The organism is Halalkalibaculum sp. DA3122 (assembly GCF_043951865.1).
Taxonomy (GTDB): Bacteria; Bacteroidota; Rhodothermia; order Balneolales; family Balneolaceae; genus JAMQKA01.
This window is the reverse complement of the sequence record NZ_JBINJF010000012.1, coordinates 103,919-123,750: the sequence shown is the minus strand read 5'-3', so window position 1 is coordinate 123,750 and position 19,832 is coordinate 103,919. Positions and strand designations below refer to the sequence as shown.

At 38.7% G+C, this 19,832-nt stretch carries 17 protein-coding genes and 1 pseudogene; 11 read left to right on the top strand and 7 right to left on the bottom strand.

Features of this window, described 5'->3' with window-relative positions:
• Positions 1-28: 28 nt before the first annotated feature.
• From ACG2F4_RS10250 to ACG2F4_RS10225, 6 genes and pseudogenes are all read left to right on the top strand, one after another.
• Positions 29-1,249, top strand: a pseudogene (locus tag ACG2F4_RS10250) (Eco57I restriction-modification methylase domain-containing protein); the annotation flags it as partial.
• A gap of 46 nt (positions 1,250-1,295) precedes the next feature.
• Entirely contained in the window at positions 1,296-2,774 is a 1,479-nt protein-coding gene (locus tag ACG2F4_RS10245; protein WP_395260408.1) for an SMEK domain-containing protein, read from the top strand.
• On the top strand, positions 2,775-4,196 hold the full coding sequence (locus tag ACG2F4_RS10240; protein WP_395260407.1) for a hypothetical protein: 1,422 nt from the start codon (positions 2,775-2,777) through the stop codon (positions 4,194-4,196).
• Between the two features lie 134 nt (positions 4,197-4,330).
• Complete coding sequence (locus ACG2F4_RS10235) at positions 4,331-5,152, top strand: hypothetical protein (RefSeq protein WP_395260406.1); 822 nt, start codon at positions 4,331-4,333, stop codon at positions 5,150-5,152.
• A 2-nt stretch (positions 5,153-5,154) separates the two neighbouring features.
• Positions 5,155-8,850, top strand: coding sequence for an AAA family ATPase (locus ACG2F4_RS10230; protein ID WP_395260404.1), 3,696 nt, complete (start codon positions 5,155-5,157; stop codon positions 8,848-8,850).
• Entirely contained in the window at positions 8,847-9,902 is a 1,056-nt protein-coding gene (locus tag ACG2F4_RS10225; protein WP_395260402.1) for a hypothetical protein, read from the top strand. The genes ACG2F4_RS10230 and ACG2F4_RS10225 overlap by 4 nt, the downstream gene beginning before the upstream one ends.
• Before the next feature lie 265 nt (positions 9,903-10,167).
• On the opposite strand, the gene ACG2F4_RS10220 is transcribed toward ACG2F4_RS10225, so the two are convergent.
• Positions 10,168-10,836, bottom strand: a complete 669-nt coding sequence (locus ACG2F4_RS10220; RefSeq protein WP_395260400.1) for a phospholipase D-like domain-containing protein — start codon at positions 10,834-10,836, stop codon at positions 10,168-10,170.
• Between the two features lie 99 nt (positions 10,837-10,935).
• Here ACG2F4_RS10220 and ACG2F4_RS10215 point away from each other — a divergent pair, with 99 nt between their 5' ends.
• From ACG2F4_RS10215 to ACG2F4_RS10205, 3 genes are all read left to right on the top strand, one after another.
• Complete coding sequence (locus ACG2F4_RS10215) at positions 10,936-11,259, top strand: helix-turn-helix transcriptional regulator (protein WP_395260398.1); 324 nt, start codon at positions 10,936-10,938, stop codon at positions 11,257-11,259.
• 164 nt (positions 11,260-11,423) lie between these two features.
• On the top strand, positions 11,424-12,044 hold the full coding sequence (locus tag ACG2F4_RS10210; RefSeq protein ID WP_395260396.1) for a type IV toxin-antitoxin system AbiEi family antitoxin domain-containing protein: 621 nt from the start codon (positions 11,424-11,426) through the stop codon (positions 12,042-12,044).
• A 151-nt stretch (positions 12,045-12,195) separates the two neighbouring features.
• On the top strand, positions 12,196-13,011 hold the full coding sequence (locus ACG2F4_RS10205) for a DUF6577 family protein (protein ID WP_395260394.1): 816 nt from the start codon (positions 12,196-12,198) through the stop codon (positions 13,009-13,011).
• 136 nt (positions 13,012-13,147) lie between these two features.
• Here the strand turns inward: ACG2F4_RS10205 and ACG2F4_RS10200 are convergent, their stop codons facing one another.
• The 3 genes from ACG2F4_RS10200 to ACG2F4_RS10190 are packed head-to-tail and all read right to left on the bottom strand — an operon-like array spanning position 13,148 to position 14,238.
• On the bottom strand, positions 13,148-13,600 hold the full coding sequence (locus ACG2F4_RS10200) for a hypothetical protein (RefSeq protein ID WP_395260393.1): 453 nt from the start codon (positions 13,598-13,600) through the stop codon (positions 13,148-13,150).
• 25 nt (positions 13,601-13,625) lie between these two features.
• The gene (locus ACG2F4_RS10195) at positions 13,626-13,928 is read right to left on the bottom strand and encodes a HigA family addiction module antitoxin (protein ID WP_395260391.1); all 303 of its coding nucleotides are present in this window, start codon (positions 13,926-13,928) and stop codon (positions 13,626-13,628) included.
• Positions 13,929-13,956: 28 nt separating this feature from the next.
• Positions 13,957-14,238, bottom strand: a complete 282-nt coding sequence (locus ACG2F4_RS10190) for a type II toxin-antitoxin system RelE/ParE family toxin (RefSeq protein ID WP_395260388.1) — start codon at positions 14,236-14,238, stop codon at positions 13,957-13,959.
• 216 nt (positions 14,239-14,454) lie between these two features.
• Here ACG2F4_RS10190 and ACG2F4_RS10185 point away from each other — a divergent pair, with 216 nt between their 5' ends.
• Positions 14,455-15,078, top strand: a complete 624-nt coding sequence (locus ACG2F4_RS10185) for a hypothetical protein (RefSeq protein WP_395260386.1) — start codon at positions 14,455-14,457, stop codon at positions 15,076-15,078.
• Positions 15,079-15,093: 15 nt separating this feature from the next.
• On the opposite strand, the gene ACG2F4_RS10180 is transcribed toward ACG2F4_RS10185, so the two are convergent.
• Positions 15,094-16,095 (bottom strand): type IV toxin-antitoxin system AbiEi family antitoxin, encoded by a 1,002-nt coding sequence (locus ACG2F4_RS10180; protein ID WP_395260384.1) that lies wholly within the window; start codon positions 16,093-16,095, stop codon positions 15,094-15,096.
• 182 nt (positions 16,096-16,277) lie between these two features.
• Here ACG2F4_RS10180 and ACG2F4_RS10175 point away from each other — a divergent pair, with 182 nt between their 5' ends.
• Positions 16,278-18,431, top strand: a complete 2,154-nt coding sequence (locus ACG2F4_RS10175) for a TOTE conflict system archaeo-eukaryotic primase domain-containing protein (RefSeq protein WP_395260382.1) — start codon at positions 16,278-16,280, stop codon at positions 18,429-18,431.
• A 215-nt stretch (positions 18,432-18,646) separates the two neighbouring features.
• On the opposite strand, the gene ACG2F4_RS10170 is transcribed toward ACG2F4_RS10175, so the two are convergent.
• Together ACG2F4_RS10170 and ACG2F4_RS10165 are read right to left on the bottom strand one after the other, a co-directional pair.
• The gene (locus ACG2F4_RS10170) at positions 18,647-19,102 is read right to left on the bottom strand and encodes a DUF3368 domain-containing protein (protein WP_395260381.1); all 456 of its coding nucleotides are present in this window, start codon (positions 19,100-19,102) and stop codon (positions 18,647-18,649) included.
• Positions 19,080-19,322, bottom strand: a complete 243-nt coding sequence (locus ACG2F4_RS10165) for a UPF0175 family protein (protein WP_395260380.1) — start codon at positions 19,320-19,322, stop codon at positions 19,080-19,082. Before ACG2F4_RS10165 ends, ACG2F4_RS10170 begins: the two co-directional genes overlap by 23 nt.
• Positions 19,323-19,832: the final 510 nt, after the last annotated feature.

Here is a 19,832-nt window from a genome sequence, read left to right as displayed (position 1 = left end):
TGGGAGAAAGGTCCCTGGACGTAGTGATCTTTATGTATATTTTCAGCTTTTATGCCCACAATATCTCAATAGCGAAGGGACTTTTTGCTTTATTATTTCTAACTCTTGGCTAGATGTGGATTATGGTAGTTTTATCCAACATTTCTTTTTAAAACACACTAAACTCATTGCCATTTATGATAGTAATGTTCGTTCATTTTCAGCTAAAGTAAATACCATTATTTACCTTCATTCAGCATTAAAGAATACTGAATTATCAGAGAGAGAATATAAAACTTTAGATCCTGTTGGAAATGGAGTCAAATTTATAATGAACAAAACAAACTACACTGATGCTGCCTATGCACCTGTTTTAATAGAACAAGAAAATTGTTCTCAGAATACATTTCGTGATTTTTATCGAGTCGTATTACAATCACAAGAGGAGTTGTATCAAAATGGTTATGACGAAGATAGGTACAAATATATAGGCGATAAATGGGGAGGTAAGTACTTGCGAGCTCCTGAAATTTTCTACCAGATAATTGACCAAAGAACTGATAGATTCTGTGCCTTAAAGGATATTGCAGATGTAACATCTGTTAGTTGGTCTAGGATGGGGTACAATTCGGAAGTTATAATATCCAATTCAAATGATACTACTGATGCAGATAGAGAAGTTTTAAAATCTCCAAGAGATCTAAAGACTATATCAGTTAATAATTCTAACCTCAGATATTCCTTAAATATAATACCAGAAATTGAAAACAAAGTAGAATTTGCAGACTTGCTTTGGGTCGATTTGAGAAATGATAAGCATGTCTGCCACTTTTGTGAAGAAGAAATTGCTTTTACACATAATTTTCATGGCATTAGGGAAGTAGAGACAAATATAAATGGACTTTGCTATTTCTTGAATTCTTCGCTTGCTGCATTATTTGTTGAAACAATTGGTAGAGGAAATTTGGGTGAAGGGGCCATTAGAATATTAGTTCAAGATCTAAAATTTCGATTTCCTGTGCTACCTGATGTTCCAGACTTAGAAGTAAATGGTTTTTTTACGAGAGAACAGAAAAATATTTTTGAAGAAATTGGTATTGATCCTGATAAACCGATAAGAGATCAAGAACCAAAACCTATTGAAGATCGACGAGAGGTAGATGAATATATATTCAGGCTCTTAAATTTGACTCCAGAAGAACAGGATGAAGTTTATTGGAGTCTAGCAGAACTTGTTAAACAGAGATTAGAGAAAGCTGCAAGCCGGTAGTTAACTTCTTTATTTAGGCCATTTCCAACTTTATAAATGATTCTTTATGAGACGCATTAAGTTACTAGACAGAATCAATGTTCTATTGGCAAGATTTACCACCGAAGTTAGAGGCCATAGCTCTATGGGATTCACTGATATCCATAAGGCTTCAGAAAATGTATTATTACCACTATTCAAAATTATTTATGAGCTGCCGGATCTGCGAAATTTAAATACAGAGATCTCCAACCATCCTGCGGTTGATTTAGGTGACAAAAAAAGAAGAGTAGCATTTCAAATCACCTCAAAATCAGGGATTGGCAAAATTGAATCTACCTTCCAAACATTCTATGCCTCTAATCTGGAAGAAGAGTACGACACTGTAATATTTTTCTTCCTAAGCCCCAAGAAGAGTAGCTATTCAAAAGAAAGAATTAATGAAATTGTGGGATCGAAAATTAATTTTGACCCGGGCTCACATATCAAGGATTTTGATGATTTGCTAAATGATATTAGTCAAAAAGAGACTCCTGTAATAGGAGAAGTTTTAGAAAAGCTGGAATATGAGTTCGGGGAAAGTAAAAAGCGCTACAAAATAAACTATGACAGTTTAAGTAGAAATGAACTCTTGTATCCCAATCTTCTTAAAGTTCATTTTCCAGATGAACTCTACGTTGCAGACTATAACTATGAGAGGAAAAAAGTAATAAAAAACTCAAAGGATACTGCACGTTCAGTCTGGTATACTTCACCAGAAAGGGAAGTGGCCAAAGCAGCTATGCATCAAAAAGGGCTTCATTTTTCTAACGACTGGATTGTCCATAATAAGCAAATAATAACGTTTCATGATTTAACGGATGAGAGTTTACCATTATCACAAATTTGTGATCTTGGAACCGCCACAAGGTTAACACCCAGTGCGTTTTATAAGGTTGACCGGGATTTAGAAAACGTATTTAAAAATCTTCTTTGGAGATGCCTGCAACAAATGCTGTATAAAAATGGTGTGTCGTATCAGCATGAAGTTGGTATTTTCATTTTTACGGCTATGGAAGAGGAGGAGGTTAGAAAGGAAGAATGGAGGCTAAAAAGAAAAAGTGAACGAACAGTCTATCAAAAGAAAATGCGAGATGATAAACCTGACAAAGTTGATGTATGTAATCACTTAGCTTTTGATACAAATTTCGAACTGCTCAATGATACCTGGTACATGCTCGTTAAACCAGATTGGTTCTTCAGCTATAATGGTTATAACAAATCTTCTAAATCTGCTGATAAAGTTAAATACAAAAAGAAGAAAGAGAACAATAAACAGGTGTATGAACATTTCAATTTTATATCCTATTTCTTGAGGAATATTCATGAGAAACAGCCTGACATGTTTGATGAAGTTGAGGAATCCAGCGAGAAATACTTTTTGAGATTTAAGAGCATGAAACCGTTAGATAATGCTCCTAATATCAATGATAAGAAGTGGTTAGAGAAAGAACCCAAAGAGAGGAAAAACGTTTTTGAGCAAGGTCAAACTGAAATGGTATTATAAATGGATATTGATTTAATAGATGAGCCAGAGCTAGAATTTGGTGGTGATACGTATATCTGTCCACGTCTAGGGATAACGGACTATGATGTATTTGATTCAAACTTTGAAGACAGGAGAAGCAAAATAAATGTAGCGGCAGTTGGGACTGCAGAATGCCTTGAACAGTTAGATGAATGGTTAGAACGATGCAAAAAATATATCCCTCCTAAGCCCGGAAACAAACAGCCCAGACTATATCCTCCATTCCCTGGCTTTCACAAAGATTCTGGATTTAAGGCAGAACTAATATTTACGGATCGGCTATCGAAAAGAATTCTAAGCGGCGAAAAAGATCGTATTGTTAAAAATGAACATGCACGACAGAGGATCAAATATGCTGTTGATGTGTATATGTCTAAAATTGAGTTCTTGGCTGAAAATAGAAATCCAGATGTAATTGTATGCATTCTTTCTGATGATTTTGATGGTCTAATCGACAAAACAGTAAATGAAGAAATTGATGAAAATGGGGATGAGGAGGAACAGGATGAGACGTTAGAAATGAATTTCAGAAGGGCTCTCAAAAGCAGAGCCATGAAATTCAGAATTCCTCTTCAATTAGTGTGGGAAAAGAATTTGACGGAGAATCCCAGCAACAGTCAAGATGATGCTACGAGGGCATGGAATTTCTGTACTGCTTTGTATTTCAAGGCAAGTCAAACCGTTCCCTGGAGACTACCACAAAAAGACCAAAAGGCGGTATGTTTTGTAGGTATAGGCTTCTATCGAAGTAGAGATAAGGAGACGTTACATACCAGCTTGGCCCAGGTATTCGACGAGATGGGTAAGAGCGTTATCCTGAGGGGTACTCCGGTAGAGAAAAGTGAGGATGATAGAAGACCTCATTTAACGAAAAATGATGCTACAGAGTTATTGACCAAGGCTTTGGAGGAATATGAAGCGGCAATTGATCATTTACCCGCACGACTCGTACTTCACAAATCATCAAATTATAATGAAGATGAAATTACAGGATTCAGAGCTGCGGCAGATGAAAAAGGGATCAAGTTTGTAGATCTAATAACAATTATGGATTCCGAATTCAGATTCCTGAGGAGTAAGCAATACCCTCCAATTAGAGGGACAAAGATTCAGCTTACCGAAGATAGGCACATACTGTACACAAGAGGCTCCGTACCTTACTATGAGACGTACCCCGGAATGTATATTCCACAACCATTGGAAGTTCGCATAGTTCAAAGTGAAGAATCATCCCTCACCATTTGCAAGGAGATTATTGAATTAACAAAGATGAATTGGAATGATACCCAATTTGACGGGAAGTATCCGATAACTATTAAGTGTGCTAGAAAGGTTGGCCAAATAATGAAGTACCTTGGTGAAGGGGATCGTCCAGAGATTAGTTATCGATTTTACATGTAATACATTAATCTTTAAATGATCAATTAACCAAAGAAGAACGAAATGGAGTCTATTGGAGCGTAGCCGAGCTTATAAAACAGCGGTTAGACGGCGTTAAACAGGGACAAAGTAGAAGATGGGTACATTATATGGGTATGAACTCAAAAGATATAGGTGTTCAATTAATAAACGGATTCCTTGAGACCGAACTTGCTGCCTTTAACGATCAATACAGAGAGGCAGATTCTTTATCCTCGCAATATCGTAGAAGTTTTTCGATAGCTTGGGTCTGCTACTTCTTGGAGCCGTGGGTTTCCGATTCGTTTAAAAAAGCCCTTTCTGCATTTGTCAGCAATGTTATGGACGAGGAGGATTACGATACATTTGGTTGGCAGCGGATTCCATCGCTACAGGCGGCATCATTTCTGCTAACTGCAAATGAAGAACACCGGGATGACTTGCTGAAACATATTAGTTGTGGCCAATCAACCGTCCGGCCCTTTATGATTCGAAGTGCTGCGCTTATTGCTCCACTTCTTTCCTTTAATAACAAATATCTAAAACGTGCGGCAGAAAAGAATATAGAAGTAATTCATGGTTATTATGAGGAGAGTACCGTGCTATATCTTTGTACAGACGGTGACAGAGAACAAAAAAAGCGATGGGCATTAACCTTCAAAAAGAAAGCCAGGGCGCAACAGGTTGAAGCATTTCAAAGGTTTTTTGAAGAGAATAAAGACTACAGGAACACTTTCTTTGCCGATGAATTCGCGGAGGCCAAATCCTACTTCATATTTAAACTCTTTTCGAATCCTGTATTAAGTAAATACCAATCAGCAGGTGAACCATTCAATCCGTCAGAGAATTTTAGCAGTTTAACTGAAAAAGAGAACAAACATCCTCTTTCCAAAGCCCACATCGATTTAAGCTGTTTAAAAAAAGAGAAGACTGGATTGTTTAAAGAAGAAAATCAGTGATTATGGTAGAAAAAAACCAAGTACAACAGTTAGAAGAAATACTTCGCAATAAAGACATCAACATCTGGCGCTTGGCTGATTCGGATGAATGGTCTACAATGAGGGAAAAAAATCTTTTGTCATTCAATTGGCTTGATCCGGAAATAAACTATTCAAAAATCGATCTGGATAATTTAGATCGCGGGAAATGGTCCATTCGTCCCTGGGTTAAAGAGTTGTCCGTAGGTGATATCATTTTTGTAATGAACAAAAATAGCTACTGTGGTATCGCAAAAGCAAAAACGACTTATAACCATGATGGGCCACATGTTGCTATAGGAACAACTAAAATTAAACCGGCAATTGAAGTTGAGTATTTGCATGAAGTGGAAGAGCCAGTACCTCACAATATTTCTACGCATAACAACCCTCGAACATTTGCAGACATAGACAAATATAATTTTGGCTTAGACAATGTACTAGAATTTCTACAGCAAGAATTACCAGAGGCTATTGAAGCTTTAGAAAAGTATGTTATTAACGAGCATGGTGATAATAGAAAGCAGGCAGTTCAGCAGCTAAAGCAATTTGAGAAAGAAGAAAATGTACTACTGTTTGCTGAAATAGTTCGGGAACTTTACGATGATTTGAATGAACCCAAAGCTTCTCCTCGAATCGCTCTTACTGTTCCTCAAAATCGTAATAGGTTTTCGTTAAATCTTAATAACCGGCATTACCTCGGATTACGCAATCATAATGGGGAAGATGAGTTTCTTATTACACTGGATAGGCCAGATTATGAAAACCTATTAGAAGATAAAGAATATAAAAATAAGTTAAGGTTACTCCCCGATGATAGATCAACTTTTGCTGAAAAGAATGATTTAGTTGATGCAATTATAGTAGTAATATCTGCTGATTTTCTGAAAGAAAAGCAAAAGCTGTTTACTGATTTTTGGCTCCGCAGTGCCTACCGATACCATGATGCTATGGAACGGTCCCCCTATAAAAAGTATCACAACTCTTTTTTACAGTATCTTATTTTCGATGAAGATAGATTGCACTATTATTGGGAAAATAGCGATCAAATTGATTCAATTGACAAAGTTGCAAAAAGACTATTGTCATCAATTGGAGAGGTATTTCCGAATTTTAAAGGCTTCACGGATCCACGGTTTATTGAGGAAGAAATTACCTATAAACAACGGATTATTCGGGATGCTCAAGAACAGCTTTCAAGTGAGAATATGCGAGAGTTGTGGCAACAACAAAAAGATTTTAAAGAAATATATGATCGAATTTTAGGTATTGGTCGGCATAAAGATAATAACCTGCTTTATAAAGGCACGCCCCGCACCGGTGACCTTGCTATTTTACATGATCCGAATTTGGATGTTGAATCCTTCGCTGATGCTATTTTGCATTTGGTAACTCACCATGGGGTTGAAATGGGTAATGAAAAGATTGATCTGTTCTGTGACTGGGCTGAAGAGCAGGGATTGCCCAACAAATGGACGTTTGCAACCTATTATCTTTTCGTAACCAATCCCGAAGAAGAACTATTTATTAAGCCCACGGAAGGGAAGCAATTCCTGGAAATGCTTGGCAAAGGTGACCTGTGGCACCACCGCCCCACGGGAGAACTGTACAAAACCATTAAGGACGATCTACAAGCAGTAGGGGAAGCCCTTCCATTCGAGGTAAACCGTGGTTTTCTGGATCTGCAAAGTTTTCTGTGGTCTGCCCTGGCAGCAGATGATGATAAATTCGAAAAGTCAAAAAAATATCTAAAACAGTTTTCAGAAGTAGCCGACAAACATTTTTCTCAAAAGTCAGACTTCTTGGTACCGCGATACCAGTTTTTCCAGGACTTTTTTAAACGAGAGAACCTGGAGCAGGCCGAGTGGAGTGATTTTCAAGAGATGGGCGAAAAAGTGCATGCATTGGCAACTAATGCCCTGGCACTGAAGCGAGCTTTTGGCGATCCCAATCACGCGATAGAGCGTTATCGCAAGTCATTCATCTATTTGGCATACGGCGAAGATTCATTGGCTGAAAGAATCAATAACATACTTGATAAGGAGAGTGAGTATCATCTAAAGTATTTGGCCGAATCATTTTACGGTGAGCTAGTCGGTTATCTGTACCCCGAAAAGTATGTGTTTTATAACCGCAGGGATAAAGAGGCTACAGCTTTTTTAAAGCTGGATGTTTCTCGCGAACGCGGTGAATCGTTCGGTGATTTTTTTGTTCGCTACAATGAAGAGATAGCATCTCTTGTAGGTCTGTACGAAGAGATCGTTGGACAACGGACAGAAACAACCGTTCCGCTGGAGTTGGATCAGTTCTTTAGCTGGTTGTATGAGAATCACGTGTCTGAAGAGCCTGAAATTGACGATGAACTTAAACCTGATCAAGAAGCTAGAAATTACTGGTGGCTTAATGCGAATCCAGATATCTGGCAGTATTCGGAGAGGGATATTGGAGAAGAACAGTCATATTATTCACACAATGACGACGGAAACAAGCGCCGCATTTACCAATATTTTCAAGAGGTACAACCCGGAGACCTCATTATTGGATATGAATCAAGATCTGTAAAAAGAGTAAAGGCCATATTAGAGGTAACTGAAGCTCTTTTCACAGATGATGAAGATCGAGAAAAATTTTCATTTGCGATAAAGAAATTTACACCTAATCAACCGGGTTGGAATCAATTAAAATCGATTCCCGAGCTGGAAAATTGCTCTGTCTTGAACAACAATCAGGGTAGCTTATTTAAACTAACTGAGGACGAATTTTGGACAATTCATGATCTAGCCTTTAATGGCATCGAACCTTATGATTCTTACAGCATGGATGATGCCTTAGAGGAAGTTTTTATCAAGGAAGATCAACTTCAAAATATTCTGGATTTACTGGAATACAAGAAGAATATCATACTGCAGGGGCCTCCAGGTACCGGCAAAACGTTTTTGGCCAAAAGGCTGGCTTGGTTGATGTCTGGTATAAAAGATCCTAACCGTATCGAGGTGGTACAATTCCATCAGTCATACTCATATGAGGATTTTATCAGGGGATATCGTCCCACGAAAGATCACTTCGAACTGAAAGACGGTATCTTTATGCAGCTGTGTAAACGTGCAAAATCGGATCCTGAAAACAAGCCATATTTCTTAGTCATCGATGAGATAAACCGTGGAAATCTGAGTAAAATTTTCGGAGAGTTAATGATGCTCATCGAAAAAGATAAGCGAGGAAAGGATTTTACAGTTAAGCTTCCATATAGAAATGATGAAGATGAACCCGATTTTTATATCCCAAAAAACCTTCATTTAATTGGGACAATGAATACGGCCGACCGTTCGCTCGCAATGGTGGACTATGCACTACGTCGAAGATTCGTGTTCATTGACATGATGCCCAACTTCGGAGATAAATTTCAGGCCCATCTAAAAGACAAAGGCATAGATGATCATATGATTGATACAATTGTTGAACGGATGGCCGAATTAAATAAGAAAATATCCGATAAACAAGAACTTGGACCTGGCCCCGGATATCAAATTGGCCACAGTTATTTTTGTGGTACAGAGGACGGAGACGAAGATTGGTACAAAAATATAGTCAGGTTTGAGATCATCCCACTACTAAAGGAATACTGGTTTGATAAACCGACAAAAGTGGAAGAAGTTGAAGAGCAGCTCCTAACGATATGAAACAAGTTCCTGTCCAAAATATCTACTACCTGTTAAGCTATGCCTGGGACAAGCTGGATGAAGCGGAGTTAACCAAAGCCGGAATTGACGATTTCGAGGAGATTGCTAATTTGCTGGGTAAAGTGCTGGCCAACGGATGTAGCTTCCTGTTCAAACGGGGACTTTATCGAAATTATCGACAAAAAGAGGAAGAGATACCGGGTATTCGTGGGAAGCTCTTAATAAATGAATCGATAAGCGGCCTGTCATTTCAAAATAGAAAGGCATGGTGCCAGTTTGACGAGCTGAGTCACAATGTTCTACCCAACCGAATTCTAAAGTCCACTGTGCGCCGGCTCTTACAGATGGATGAAATTGAAAACAGTTTGCATCTAGAACTAAAAGAACTTTATTACCGGTTTTCTGATGTAGAAGAAGTTCTACTGGAGTTACATCACTTCACGAAAGTACAAATTCATCGGAATAATGCTTTTTACGGGTTCCTGATCCAAATTTGTCGCCTAATATTTGAATCTTCAGCGTTGGATGAATCTGGTCAAAAGTATCAATTCCGGGACTTCACCAGAGACCATCAAAAACTAGCCCGCCTCTTCGAAGCTTTCGTCTTTAATTTTTATAGAAAGGAACAAGATCGCTACAAAGTTAAGAGTCCCAGTTTTTCATGGCCATTTAAATCAACTATTGAAGCTCATAATGAGCTTTTGCCCTCAATGTTTACCGATATTGTGTTGGAAGACGATGAGCGTATCATCATTATCGATACCAAGTTTTATTCAAAAACAATGGCACGGCGCGAAGATTTAGGCTCTATCTCGTTTAAGTCGCCCAATATGTATCAGATATTTGCCTATATGCAGCATATTCCTAATCCGAAGAATAAAAAGATAGAAGGCATGCTGCTTTATCCGGATGTAGGTGATACTATTCATGCTACTTATACCTTGAATAAGCAGATATTAACATTCAAAACGGTAGACTTGGACCAAGAGTGGAAGAAGATTGAGAATGAGTTGATGGATCTTCTTGATCTTTTGCAAGTAAATGCTGTATAAGCTCTCGATTTTACTTTTGTAGCCATTTAGGATACGAGGAGTTGAGACCTTTTAAATGTAAAATGAGTAATTTTGTGCAGTTATACTGGAAAAATAAATGTTGAGGTCAGTCGTCGTATTCTGGAAGAATATGAAAATGAAATAGAATATTACGCTTTTCATGGCAAGTAGTTGTCACAAATCCCGGAATTAGTAAATGAGCAACCTTCCTAAGCTTTTTGGAATGGAACCAAGAGAATGTGTACCAATCATATAAATGTACCTTTTAGTTCAAAATCCCAGAATTACTATAACAATCATAACATAGCGGTTTTCTAAAGCTGGTATATTCTCTCCCTCCGCATAGATGGCAAAAATTTTCCTCATAATCCGGATTATTGAATTCATTCCAGATGGAATAACAATTTTGACAATATGGCCTTTTAGGATTTGGTGGAATACTGGACTCACATCGTATACAATACGCTAATTCTTCATCATTTCGACATTTCTCACGGAGGCGGGATCTAATAACCTCAGATGTATTCATAATGGAATAAGCCTCCTGCCGGGCTTTTTCAAACAGTTCGGTATCTTTTACTCTATCAATATAAATGCCCATTTCTCGATTATTTCGTTCTGAAAAGGCATACATATTCATGGATCCTATTACCATGTTATTTTCATTAAAGTAACATTTTGCATGAAGGTTATCGCAGTATAGGAGCTCCAAGTAAGAGAATTCGGCCAAAGCATAGAACTCACGGTTTTTCATTCTCTCTTTTCCAAAAACTATGGTGGTAATTACTCTTCTTTGAGTAGATTCATATAAACGGTTGTAAAAAGTATCTGAAAGCTGGTAATAAGGAGAAATTAAGTAGAGTTCTTTTTTTGCGTAGTTAATTATTTCCTCAATTCTCGATGCAATACCTTTGGTAGTCAAAAATTCTGCCATACAGATGATATTTTTTCAAAATTTAGCCAAAGGTAGAAGCGCATTTGGCTAAATGCAACGCCAGAATGGATAATTGAAAAAAAATTGGGAGATCTTGATATGAACATAGAAACTTATTTAACGGAAACCATTGAGCAAGCAGTGAGAAAAGTTATTCGAGAAGAACTCGAAGAATTTAAACAGGAAGTTATACATGCCATTAATTCTAAAAGTCAGAATGTAACCGAGAATGGGAATAAACCAGAAAGTAGAATCATCAGGCCCAAAGAACTGGCCAATATGCTTTCGATAAGCATTTCGACAATATATAAAATGCAAGGTGATGGTCAACTTCCAGCCAAAGTTAAAATTTCAAGTCATGCAGTCGGTTGGTTGAGATCAGATATTGAAGAATGGTTAAGTAGTAGAAAACAAGATGAATAGAAAGTAAGCTATGGTCATTTTAGGTAAAGTATTTATGAAAATCGATTATTTTGATCCCCTAATTATTCAAAACGATTAGAAAAGAGGCTATTTCACAAATGAATAGTTACTTGGTTGGATAGAATTGCATACATTAAAGAATAAATATACATAATTCTATCCTCATGTCTGTATCTGAATCCAAAATAGATGAGGCCATAAGACTATTTAAAAAACACGGTGGTGTACTACGAACCAGCGAAGCAGAGGAAATAGGAATTCATAACCGGACGCTGTACCATATGCACGATCAAGGTTATGTTGAGAAACTTGACCGTGGTATATACAAACTGATAGAAAAAGAAATAGCACTTTCCCATCTTGGCCTGGTTATAGTGGTAAAGAAAGTTCCGCAAGCCAAAGTATGTCTAATTTCCGCCTTGGATTTTCATGATATGACTACAGCAATACCCCATCAAGTTCATATTGCTATACCCCGAACCAGCCGGGATCCTGTACTCAAACATCCACCCATAAAAACCTATCGTTTTTCTGGTCCAAGTTTGAATCATGGTGTAGAAAAACACAACCTGGATGGAAACATAGTCTCCGTTTACAACCCGGCAAAAACGATTGCTGATTGTTTTAAATTCCGGAATAAAATTGGATTGGATATTGCAATTGAAGCACTTAAAAACGGAATAAGAGAAAGAAAAGCCAGCTATAATGAAATTCTGGAATATGCTGAAATATGTCGTGTTAGAACTGTTATTAAACCTTACCTGGAGACCGTTGCACATAGTTGAGCTTTACTGACATGTATCGTCCTTATATTCATTTGTTCATTTCTGATCTGTGTTCACGTTCCGTGAACAATTACTATTCATGAACAAATGGTTAAAAAAAATCAATTTTTGTCAATGTTTTGTTGACTTATTTGCGAAAATTTAAACTCGCATGCTGCAAGAGCTATCAAATTATTGTCAAAATATTCTCATATTTGACAATAATTTGAAAATAACCATGGCTGAAACTTTCTATATAGAAGAATTAGAAAATCGATTTAGGGACCAAACAACGGTCTCAATAGAAGAGTTATATCAATTTTATAAAGAAAAAGAACCAAGCTTACCCCGAAGCACATTAAGGTGGCGTGTTTACGAGTTAAATAACAAAGGCATTCTTAGCAGAGTAAAGAGAGGTGTATATAAGCTTGGATCAGAAATTAGGGAATGGAAGCCAGAAATATCCAAGGAGTTAAAAACAATTGCTTCTAAGCTCAATAATGAATTCCCATACCTCACCTATTGTATTTGGTCAACAAAGTGGCTTTTAAATTTTACACAGCATTTGCCCACGAAATATTTTACTCTCGTTGATGTAGAACGAGACACGGAAGAATCGGTTTTTTATTATCTACAAGATATTCGAAAAGATTCCGAGGTGTTTCTTAAGCCCAGCAGAGATGAAGTGCAGAAATATTTGGGTAGTTCAGAAAACCCTTTAGTAGTCCGTCCGCTAATTAGTCAGTCTCCCTTAATGATGGTAAATGAAGTCCAGGTTCCTAAGTTGGAGAAAGTAATGGTTGACCTAGTAGCAGACGAGGTTTTATTTAATGCTTTTCAGGGAAATGAGCTTAAGACTATATACAACAATATCGTAAATGATTATGAAATAAATCTAAGTACACTGAAAAGATACAGCCTGCGACGCAACAAATGGGATGAAGTAATGGCCTATTTAAAAAAGACTAATGAACAGATATTAAACTGAAAAATGATGATAACTAAACTTTTTGAAACCGTGTATCTATTTGTTAAAAGGTAAAATAAGAATTAGCGTATTTTACTTTAATCCAGTAAAGTAAAATATAAGTGTGGAATTTCGCCTTAATAATGTGACTATATCATCAGGCTGTATTACTCTGCCATTCACGATACCAACGGATAAGATTTGAAATACCGTACAGCAGTAAAAATATAGCAATCAGGTATGCCACCGAACCGGGATTGGCAAAGAGCATGATCGCAATGACCAGCGTAATGACACCTGTTGCCGCAAAGCCAAGGGAGAACAGCAACAGCAGACCGAACAGTCCCAGGAACGTTGCAAAGGTGAACGGGATCAGTTCAGGGAATATAAATATTAGTACACCAGCTACGATAGGCACTGCTGAGAGCCATGACGGTATTCGAAATGCTATAAACAGTAATCCGAGGGCGACCAAATAGCCTCCGGCAATCAGGTACAGGAAGTTGGGATAGACCAGGGTGAGCACGCCCGTTGCCAGGGCAAGCAGTGCGTTTAGGATCTGCCGTTCCCGCGTCTTGTATTGGACACTTATCTGGTATTGTTCAAACATGATTAATTTTGGTCTATGAATCTAATCAAGAAGTAGTCAACGGGCGTACCTCTTTATCAATTTTGCTACCGGATTCATCTCGGGTCTGATCCAGGTCGTACCGGGCTTGGAGATTCATCCAGAATTCAGCTGTGGTTCCCAGGGCCTTTGACAGGCGCAGGGCGGTATCGGCCGTTATGCTCCGTTTCTCGTTAACAATCTGGTTGAGCCGTGTATGGGTTACCCCGATTTTTTCGGCGAATTCCCGTTGGCTCATACCCATTGGTTCAATAAACTCTTCCCGCAGTACTTCCCCGGGATGGATGGGATCTAGTTTTTTTGTAGTCATGGCTTTGGCTTCTTGTCTATTGGTCAGGTCAATGATAATCAACGATCTCCACTTCATATGCATCACCCTGGCTCCAGGTAAAACAGATGCGCCATTGATTGTTGATTCGAATGCTGTGCTGGCCTTCGCGATCTCCTCCAAGTGCTTCTAAACGATTGCCTGGAGGTACGCGAAGATCATTGATATCAGCGGCAGCATCAATCATTCTAAGCTTTCGCAAGGCACGCTGCTGAATCGTCTCCGGCAACTTTTTAGAGTAGGTTCTGTTGAAGACCTTCTCTGTTTCCTTGTCGTTGAATGATTTTATCATACCCCAATATAATGCGTAACGTTACGCGTTACAAATTAGTTTTTAATTGATTCCTTTTAAAGTAGGATGGATTCATAAATAAAATTATTGTCAATAAGCGATATTTTTTGACGTAAATTTGAATCAATCTGTCTAACTACAGACAAAACTAACACAGCTATTATTCCATATATTTCTAAAAATTGTCATTTTTAACAAAAAACAGAAACAAATGAGATGAACTACACAGAATTCCGGCAAGAAATGAAAGCCTTTCCGAATTTTTCAATCCGGGAGATTGAGAAGCATTTCCCCGGATTTGATAGCCGCCGACTGGTAGAGTGGCAAGAAAAAGGCTATATCCAAAAGCTGCGGAATCGCTACTACTGTTTCTCGGATCAGGAAGTCGATGAACCTTTTCTGTACTACACGGCGAACCAACTGTATCATCCTTCCTATGTATCCCTGGAGTCGGCTTTATCACGTTATGGTTTTATCCCGGAAGGTGTATTTCAGATTACCTCCTGCACTACACTAAAAACGAATTCATTCGACACGCCAGTCGGTAGGTTTACCTATCGCCGCATAAAACCTTCGCTATTCTTTGGATACCGACTTGAAGAATGGAAAAATAATCGGTACACAATGGCCGAACCCGAAAAAACCTTGATCGACTATCTATATCTTCATCACGAAATAAAGGAAACAGCTGATATCGTAGACCTTCGTTGGAATATTCTCGAAATCAAGAATCGGATTTCGATAGATAAACTTAACCAGTACGAGGCCTACATCAGTTCACCGGCATTAAGTGATCGTCTGGACACCTTAAAAACATACATGGATATTACTACTTCTTGATTGATATTGGCCAACTTAATATTGTATGAACTCGCCGTGTATTTTTTCAGCTATTTTAAAATTGCGTTCATCGCCCGTCAAGATTAAGTCTGCATAGATAGCCAAAGGAGGGGCAGTCTCTTTTCTCTCTTCAATATTCCAGAACGGCTCGTAAACCTGGACCGTACCATTAGGGTCAGGCTTTAATCTAAATTTCTTCATTATATTACCTTTAGTGTGGGTTGTATAAAGAGTCAGGGTCTGAGGCCTTAACATTCCAGTAAGTAAATCTGCACCAGCTTCTCCACCCCATACTGTTTGATCATCAAGCTCTATCTTTTCCCAATTAACCGCCTCTTTTTCATCAATGAATGCAAAATAACCCTTGTCTAGCTTAGGTTTTAGCTCTGTTTCATAAGCACCGATCCATTCATCAATTAATTCATCTTTACGTACTAGCTGATATTTTTTTTCATCCTTTTTTACTAGATACTTTCTTTTCTTAAGTCCATTGATGACATACCCAATCGTTCCCAATGCTACATCTGCAGCTTTGGCAATTTCTCTATACGTTTTTTGAATCCAGTCTTCATCGAGAAGAAATAAAAAGACTACTTTCAATCCCGTTTTAGTAAAGGCGCGATCCCTTTCGACTTTAACATGGAATGTCTCGTTATGATCCACATAAAGAAAGTGATCTTCGGTCCTGATGTACATGTTACCGGCACCATCAATCCAGTTAATCCCTTTGTCTTTTAGCTTCTCTTTTATATTCGGAAAAATTTGTCCTCCAATTAACAGAAATGGTTTATTGGTCTTGGCCAACTCATAAATTTTGGGTAATTGGTGGGTTCGGACCTCCTTCCTTATTTCTGTAAAGAACTCCAATGTCTCATCAGGAAGATGGAGCTTTACCTTTTCCATTGCATCAACTTGATGTTCATCTTGGATATACTTCTCTCGTTCCCCAATTTCTAGCTTAAATTGGGTGAGTTTCTCAAGGTTTTCTTGTGCTATGGGGAATATATCGGCTTCCATTTGTTCATTTTCTATACATGTTCACGTTCCGTGAACGGTATAAATTAATGAACAATAGTATAACTTCCATTATTTCATGACTCGCCAATTTAGTTCACTATAGATAAATTATTGCACTACAGGTACAAGTGACCATTTTATTAACTTGTAAAAGCAGAATGAGATATCTTTGATCGTTACCTATGGCGATATCCAACCAGCATATTGAACTGTTCCAGTCCCTTTTTAGAGGCCGGGAAGATATCTACGCCCGCCGGTGGGAAAATGAAGATCGCGACGGATACATGCCGGCCTATAATGTGGATTGGGAGAGATACGAAAAGCATAAGGCGCTGGGTGGCACCTTTCAGAACTTCAAACACAAGGAGCTTGCTCCACTTACTCCTACCGTTATTCGAAAGCACCTGTCGGGCAAAGAAACGATTGGCATCTATCCCTTACTGAAGGATAACACCTCCTGGCTGTTGGCCGCCGATTTTGACAAGGAAAACTGGATGGAGGATAGCCGGCAGTTTTTACAAGTATGTGAACGGCACAATATGTCCGCCTATCTGGAACGTTCTCGTTCCGGCAACGGTGGACACGTGTGGATCTTTTTCCAACAACCATGTCCGGCGTGGAAAAGCAGAAAAATTGCTTTCCATTTGTTGCGGGAGGCCGGTATTCTCTCTGAATTTGAAAAAGATGCGAGTTTCGACCGGCTGTTTCCCAATCAAGATTCTCATTCAGGCAAAGGGTTAGGCAACCTCATTGCCCTTCCACTGAATAAAAAATGGATGGCCGAGGGGAATACCTGTTTTATTAATCCCAATACTGGTCAGCCCTACAGCGACCAGTGGAAGTTTTTGGAAGAGATACAAAAAGTATCCCCTGCCCGGCTGGATCAAGTATTCGCCTCAATCGAGAATTCATCCTCTTCTTCGACTATAACCGGCAACTCTTCAGAAGGAGAATTGGAAATCGTTCTGGATAATCAGGTGTGGTTGAACAGGGATAATATTCCCCCTGAGGTTGTCAATTTTATCCGAGACCAGTTAAACTTTGTCAATTCTGACTACCTCATAAAAAAGAAGCTGGGCCGAAGTACCTGGCAGACGGAAAAGTATTTCAATCTGATAGGGGAAGAGGAAAATAATATCATCATACCCCGGGGCTTTCTTCCCGATTTAATTGCTTATTGTAAAGAGGGGAACCTTTCTTATCATATCGAAGATCGGCGTCAGAAGAAACCGCCAGTGACCTTTCAATCAAGCATTGAACTGTATCCTCACCAAAAGAAAGCCCTGCAGCCGACTTCAAAGAAGGATTTTGGAGTTATCGTGGCCCCACCGGGATCCGGTAAAACGATTATGGGGCTTGAACTCATCGCCCGCAAGCGGCAACCGGCCCTGATCATCGTACACCGTAAGCAATTGTTTGACCAGTGGGTCGAGCGAATCGAGTCGTTTTTGGGTATTCCCGAGAAAAACATTGGGAAGTTCTCCGGTTCCCATAAAAAGCAGGGAAAGGATATCACGGTGGGGATGATTCAAACGCTGAAACAAAACGAGGAAAGCGACAAGATCCTGGATTCGTTCGGAACCATTATCGTTGACGAGTGCCATCACATTCCGGCCAAAACGTTCCGGGAAACCATCACTCGCTTTAGCTCCTACTACCTGTATGGGCTTACGGCTACACCTATGCGAAAGAACAATGATGAGAATCTGATTTATGTCTACATAGGAAATATTCTTTCCAAAATTACGGCTGATTTTCTGGATGATGAAAAACCTTCTACGGTTCAGATCAACATCAGGGAAACAGGTCTTAAGGCCCCCTTCGATTACCGTATTGACGACTATGAAATACTCTCCCGGATTCTTGTACACGACACTGCACGAAATCAGTTAATTGTGGGTGACCTGGCAGATGTGATTGACCAAAAGAAGACGGTACTGCTGCTTACCGAACGGAAATCGCATATCGAAGTATTGAACCTGTACCTGAAGGAGCGGTTTGAAACGATCACCCTGAGTGGAGATGACTCCAAAGGAAGCCAGCAGTCCAAGATGAAACAGATACAGGCCGGTCATTTTCAGATTGTGTTATCAACTGGCCAATTCTTTGGAGAAGGTGTTGACGTGGACCGGTTCGACTGCTTGTTCTTAGTGTACCCGTTTGCCTTTAAAGGCAAATTGATACAGTATATTGGTCGGATCACCCGGTCAAACCAGATACCGATCATTTACGACTACCGGGACCGGCAAATCGAGTATTTTGAAAAATTGTTCAAGAAGCGAAACAGTTTTTACGATGAGATTCGCAAAGCCAACCAGATGACGATGGATTTATGAATCATATCTTTTGGATGTCAAAATATAGCGCTACTTTTGATCCATAAATTAAACATTTAAAAAAACTGATTTTACGGAGTATGAGTTTTTACGACTTGGAAGAGCAGATTAGCAGTGGCAAAAAATGTAGAACCCTATTTATTTGATGCTTCCAAGGTTAAAAAAGTAACTCGTTTTGAAGATGTTGTCCGGCATTATGAGTTTTGATATCAGAGTTAAGCCTCATCCACCTTTTCCAGTACTTTTTGCAGCAGTGCATCAGAAACCCGGAAATTGGTCTTTTCCATTTTATCAATAATAGGTTTCACTGCTTTAATATATCCTTTCTCTTTTGCAGTTATTAAAACACCTAATGTACCGGTAATTTGAATTCCCATTTCCCTGGCCACTTTCCGTCCTTTAACTTCATCAATGATTAATAATGAATTGTCATGTTCAGTGGCCAACGCAATACTTGTGGCTTCTCCGGGATCAAGTACACTGGATAGTCCTTTATGTAGATTTGATTGGAGAGGGACAATTTCTACCCATTCAGGAAGTTCCTTTTTAAACTCTTTTGAAACTATTTCAGTGACAAGGATATTCCCAAAAACGTTTTTAAGAAGTTCGAGCTCACCAATTTTGTAGAATAGAATTAAGCAACTTGTATCAGAGACTATGGCGTCGGGCATTGTCTATATCTTCATCAAGTTCCTCAGGTGAGTAGTTTATGACAGAAACATTATATTCAGCCAGCAATTCCATAAAAGTTTCTTTACTGTATCCTGCCAGTTCTGCTGCCTGCCCCAAAGTAAGTCTGCCTCTCTCATACAGTTTGGATGCAAGGGCCATCTTAGCCTCTTTGTCATCTATATCAGCAGTATTCGGTATGTTTATGGTAAGAGTTTTCATACAATTAACTTACATATTTTTCTTGAGAACGAAAATTTCAAACAGAAAGTGTAGAAGTGCCAGTTTAACTGGAGGGAGCTTTGTGAATTGCTAAGTTAACACTCACTTTTGTTTGACTCTGACACACAATTTGGGGAATACTCCAGGATAAAAAATTAATCCCCGTCACCCGTGATATTGAAAAATGATACATGCCCACTATAAGCAGGCTTGAGAAGTATGTATAACCAATTTTGCACTTCGCTATCAAGGAAGTTCATAAACCATATACAGTCAATAGATACTGGAGAAGAGTTAAAAAAACGGGCAAAGGACTGAGCAAAAAATGCGGCTGAGCTTTAATTGCTTAACCTTGCGGATTAGGCAAAAATCATTTGTAGGGCCACAAGTTGGACAATCTCTTTCAAATTTCCTTTCTAAGCCCCTGAAAGAGAAAAATGCAAACGATCTTCAGTCGGTTATCTGAACTTTAGAAACAATAAAAAGTACTAAGCCCACTATCTTCATTCA

Excerpts from the sequence above, each read along its gene's own strand:
- ACG2F4_RS10235 (WP_395260406.1), top strand. The coding sequence starts at position 4,331 with ATGAACTCAAAAGATATAGGTGTTCAATTAATAAACGGATTCCTTGAG.
- ACG2F4_RS10175 (WP_395260382.1), top strand. The coding sequence starts at position 16,278 with ATGGCGATATCCAACCAGCATATTGAACTGTTCCAGTCCCTTTTTAGA.
- ACG2F4_RS10185 (WP_395260386.1), top strand. The coding sequence starts at position 14,455 with ATGAACTACACAGAATTCCGGCAAGAAATGAAAGCCTTTCCGAATTTT.
- ACG2F4_RS10200 (WP_395260393.1), bottom strand. The coding sequence starts at position 13,600 with ATGTTTGAACAATACCAGATAAGTGTCCAATACAAGACGCGGGAACGG.
- ACG2F4_RS10225 (WP_395260402.1), top strand. The coding sequence starts at position 8,847 with ATGAAACAAGTTCCTGTCCAAAATATCTACTACCTGTTAAGCTATGCC.
- ACG2F4_RS10245 (WP_395260408.1), top strand. The coding sequence starts at position 1,296 with ATGAGACGCATTAAGTTACTAGACAGAATCAATGTTCTATTGGCAAGA.
- ACG2F4_RS10190 (WP_395260388.1), bottom strand. The coding sequence starts at position 14,238 with ATGATAAAATCATTCAACGACAAGGAAACAGAGAAGGTCTTCAACAGA.
- ACG2F4_RS10165 (WP_395260380.1), bottom strand. The coding sequence starts at position 19,322 with ATGAAAACTCTTACCATAAACATACCGAATACTGCTGATATAGATGAC.
- ACG2F4_RS10220 (WP_395260400.1), bottom strand. The coding sequence starts at position 10,836 with ATGGCAGAATTTTTGACTACCAAAGGTATTGCATCGAGAATTGAGGAA.
- ACG2F4_RS10195 (WP_395260391.1), bottom strand. The coding sequence starts at position 13,928 with ATGACTACAAAAAAACTAGATCCCATCCATCCCGGGGAAGTACTGCGG.
- ACG2F4_RS10210 (WP_395260396.1), top strand. The coding sequence starts at position 11,424 with ATGTCTGTATCTGAATCCAAAATAGATGAGGCCATAAGACTATTTAAA.
- ACG2F4_RS10215 (WP_395260398.1), top strand. The coding sequence starts at position 10,936 with ATGAACATAGAAACTTATTTAACGGAAACCATTGAGCAAGCAGTGAGA.
- ACG2F4_RS10230 (WP_395260404.1), top strand. The coding sequence starts at position 5,155 with ATGGTAGAAAAAAACCAAGTACAACAGTTAGAAGAAATACTTCGCAAT.
- ACG2F4_RS10180 (WP_395260384.1), bottom strand. The coding sequence starts at position 16,095 with ATGGAAGCCGATATATTCCCCATAGCACAAGAAAACCTTGAGAAACTC.
- ACG2F4_RS10170 (WP_395260381.1), bottom strand. The coding sequence starts at position 19,102 with ATGCCCGACGCCATAGTCTCTGATACAAGTTGCTTAATTCTATTCTAC.
- ACG2F4_RS10205 (WP_395260394.1), top strand. The coding sequence starts at position 12,196 with ATGCTGCAAGAGCTATCAAATTATTGTCAAAATATTCTCATATTTGAC.
- ACG2F4_RS10240 (WP_395260407.1), top strand. The coding sequence starts at position 2,775 with ATGGATATTGATTTAATAGATGAGCCAGAGCTAGAATTTGGTGGTGAT.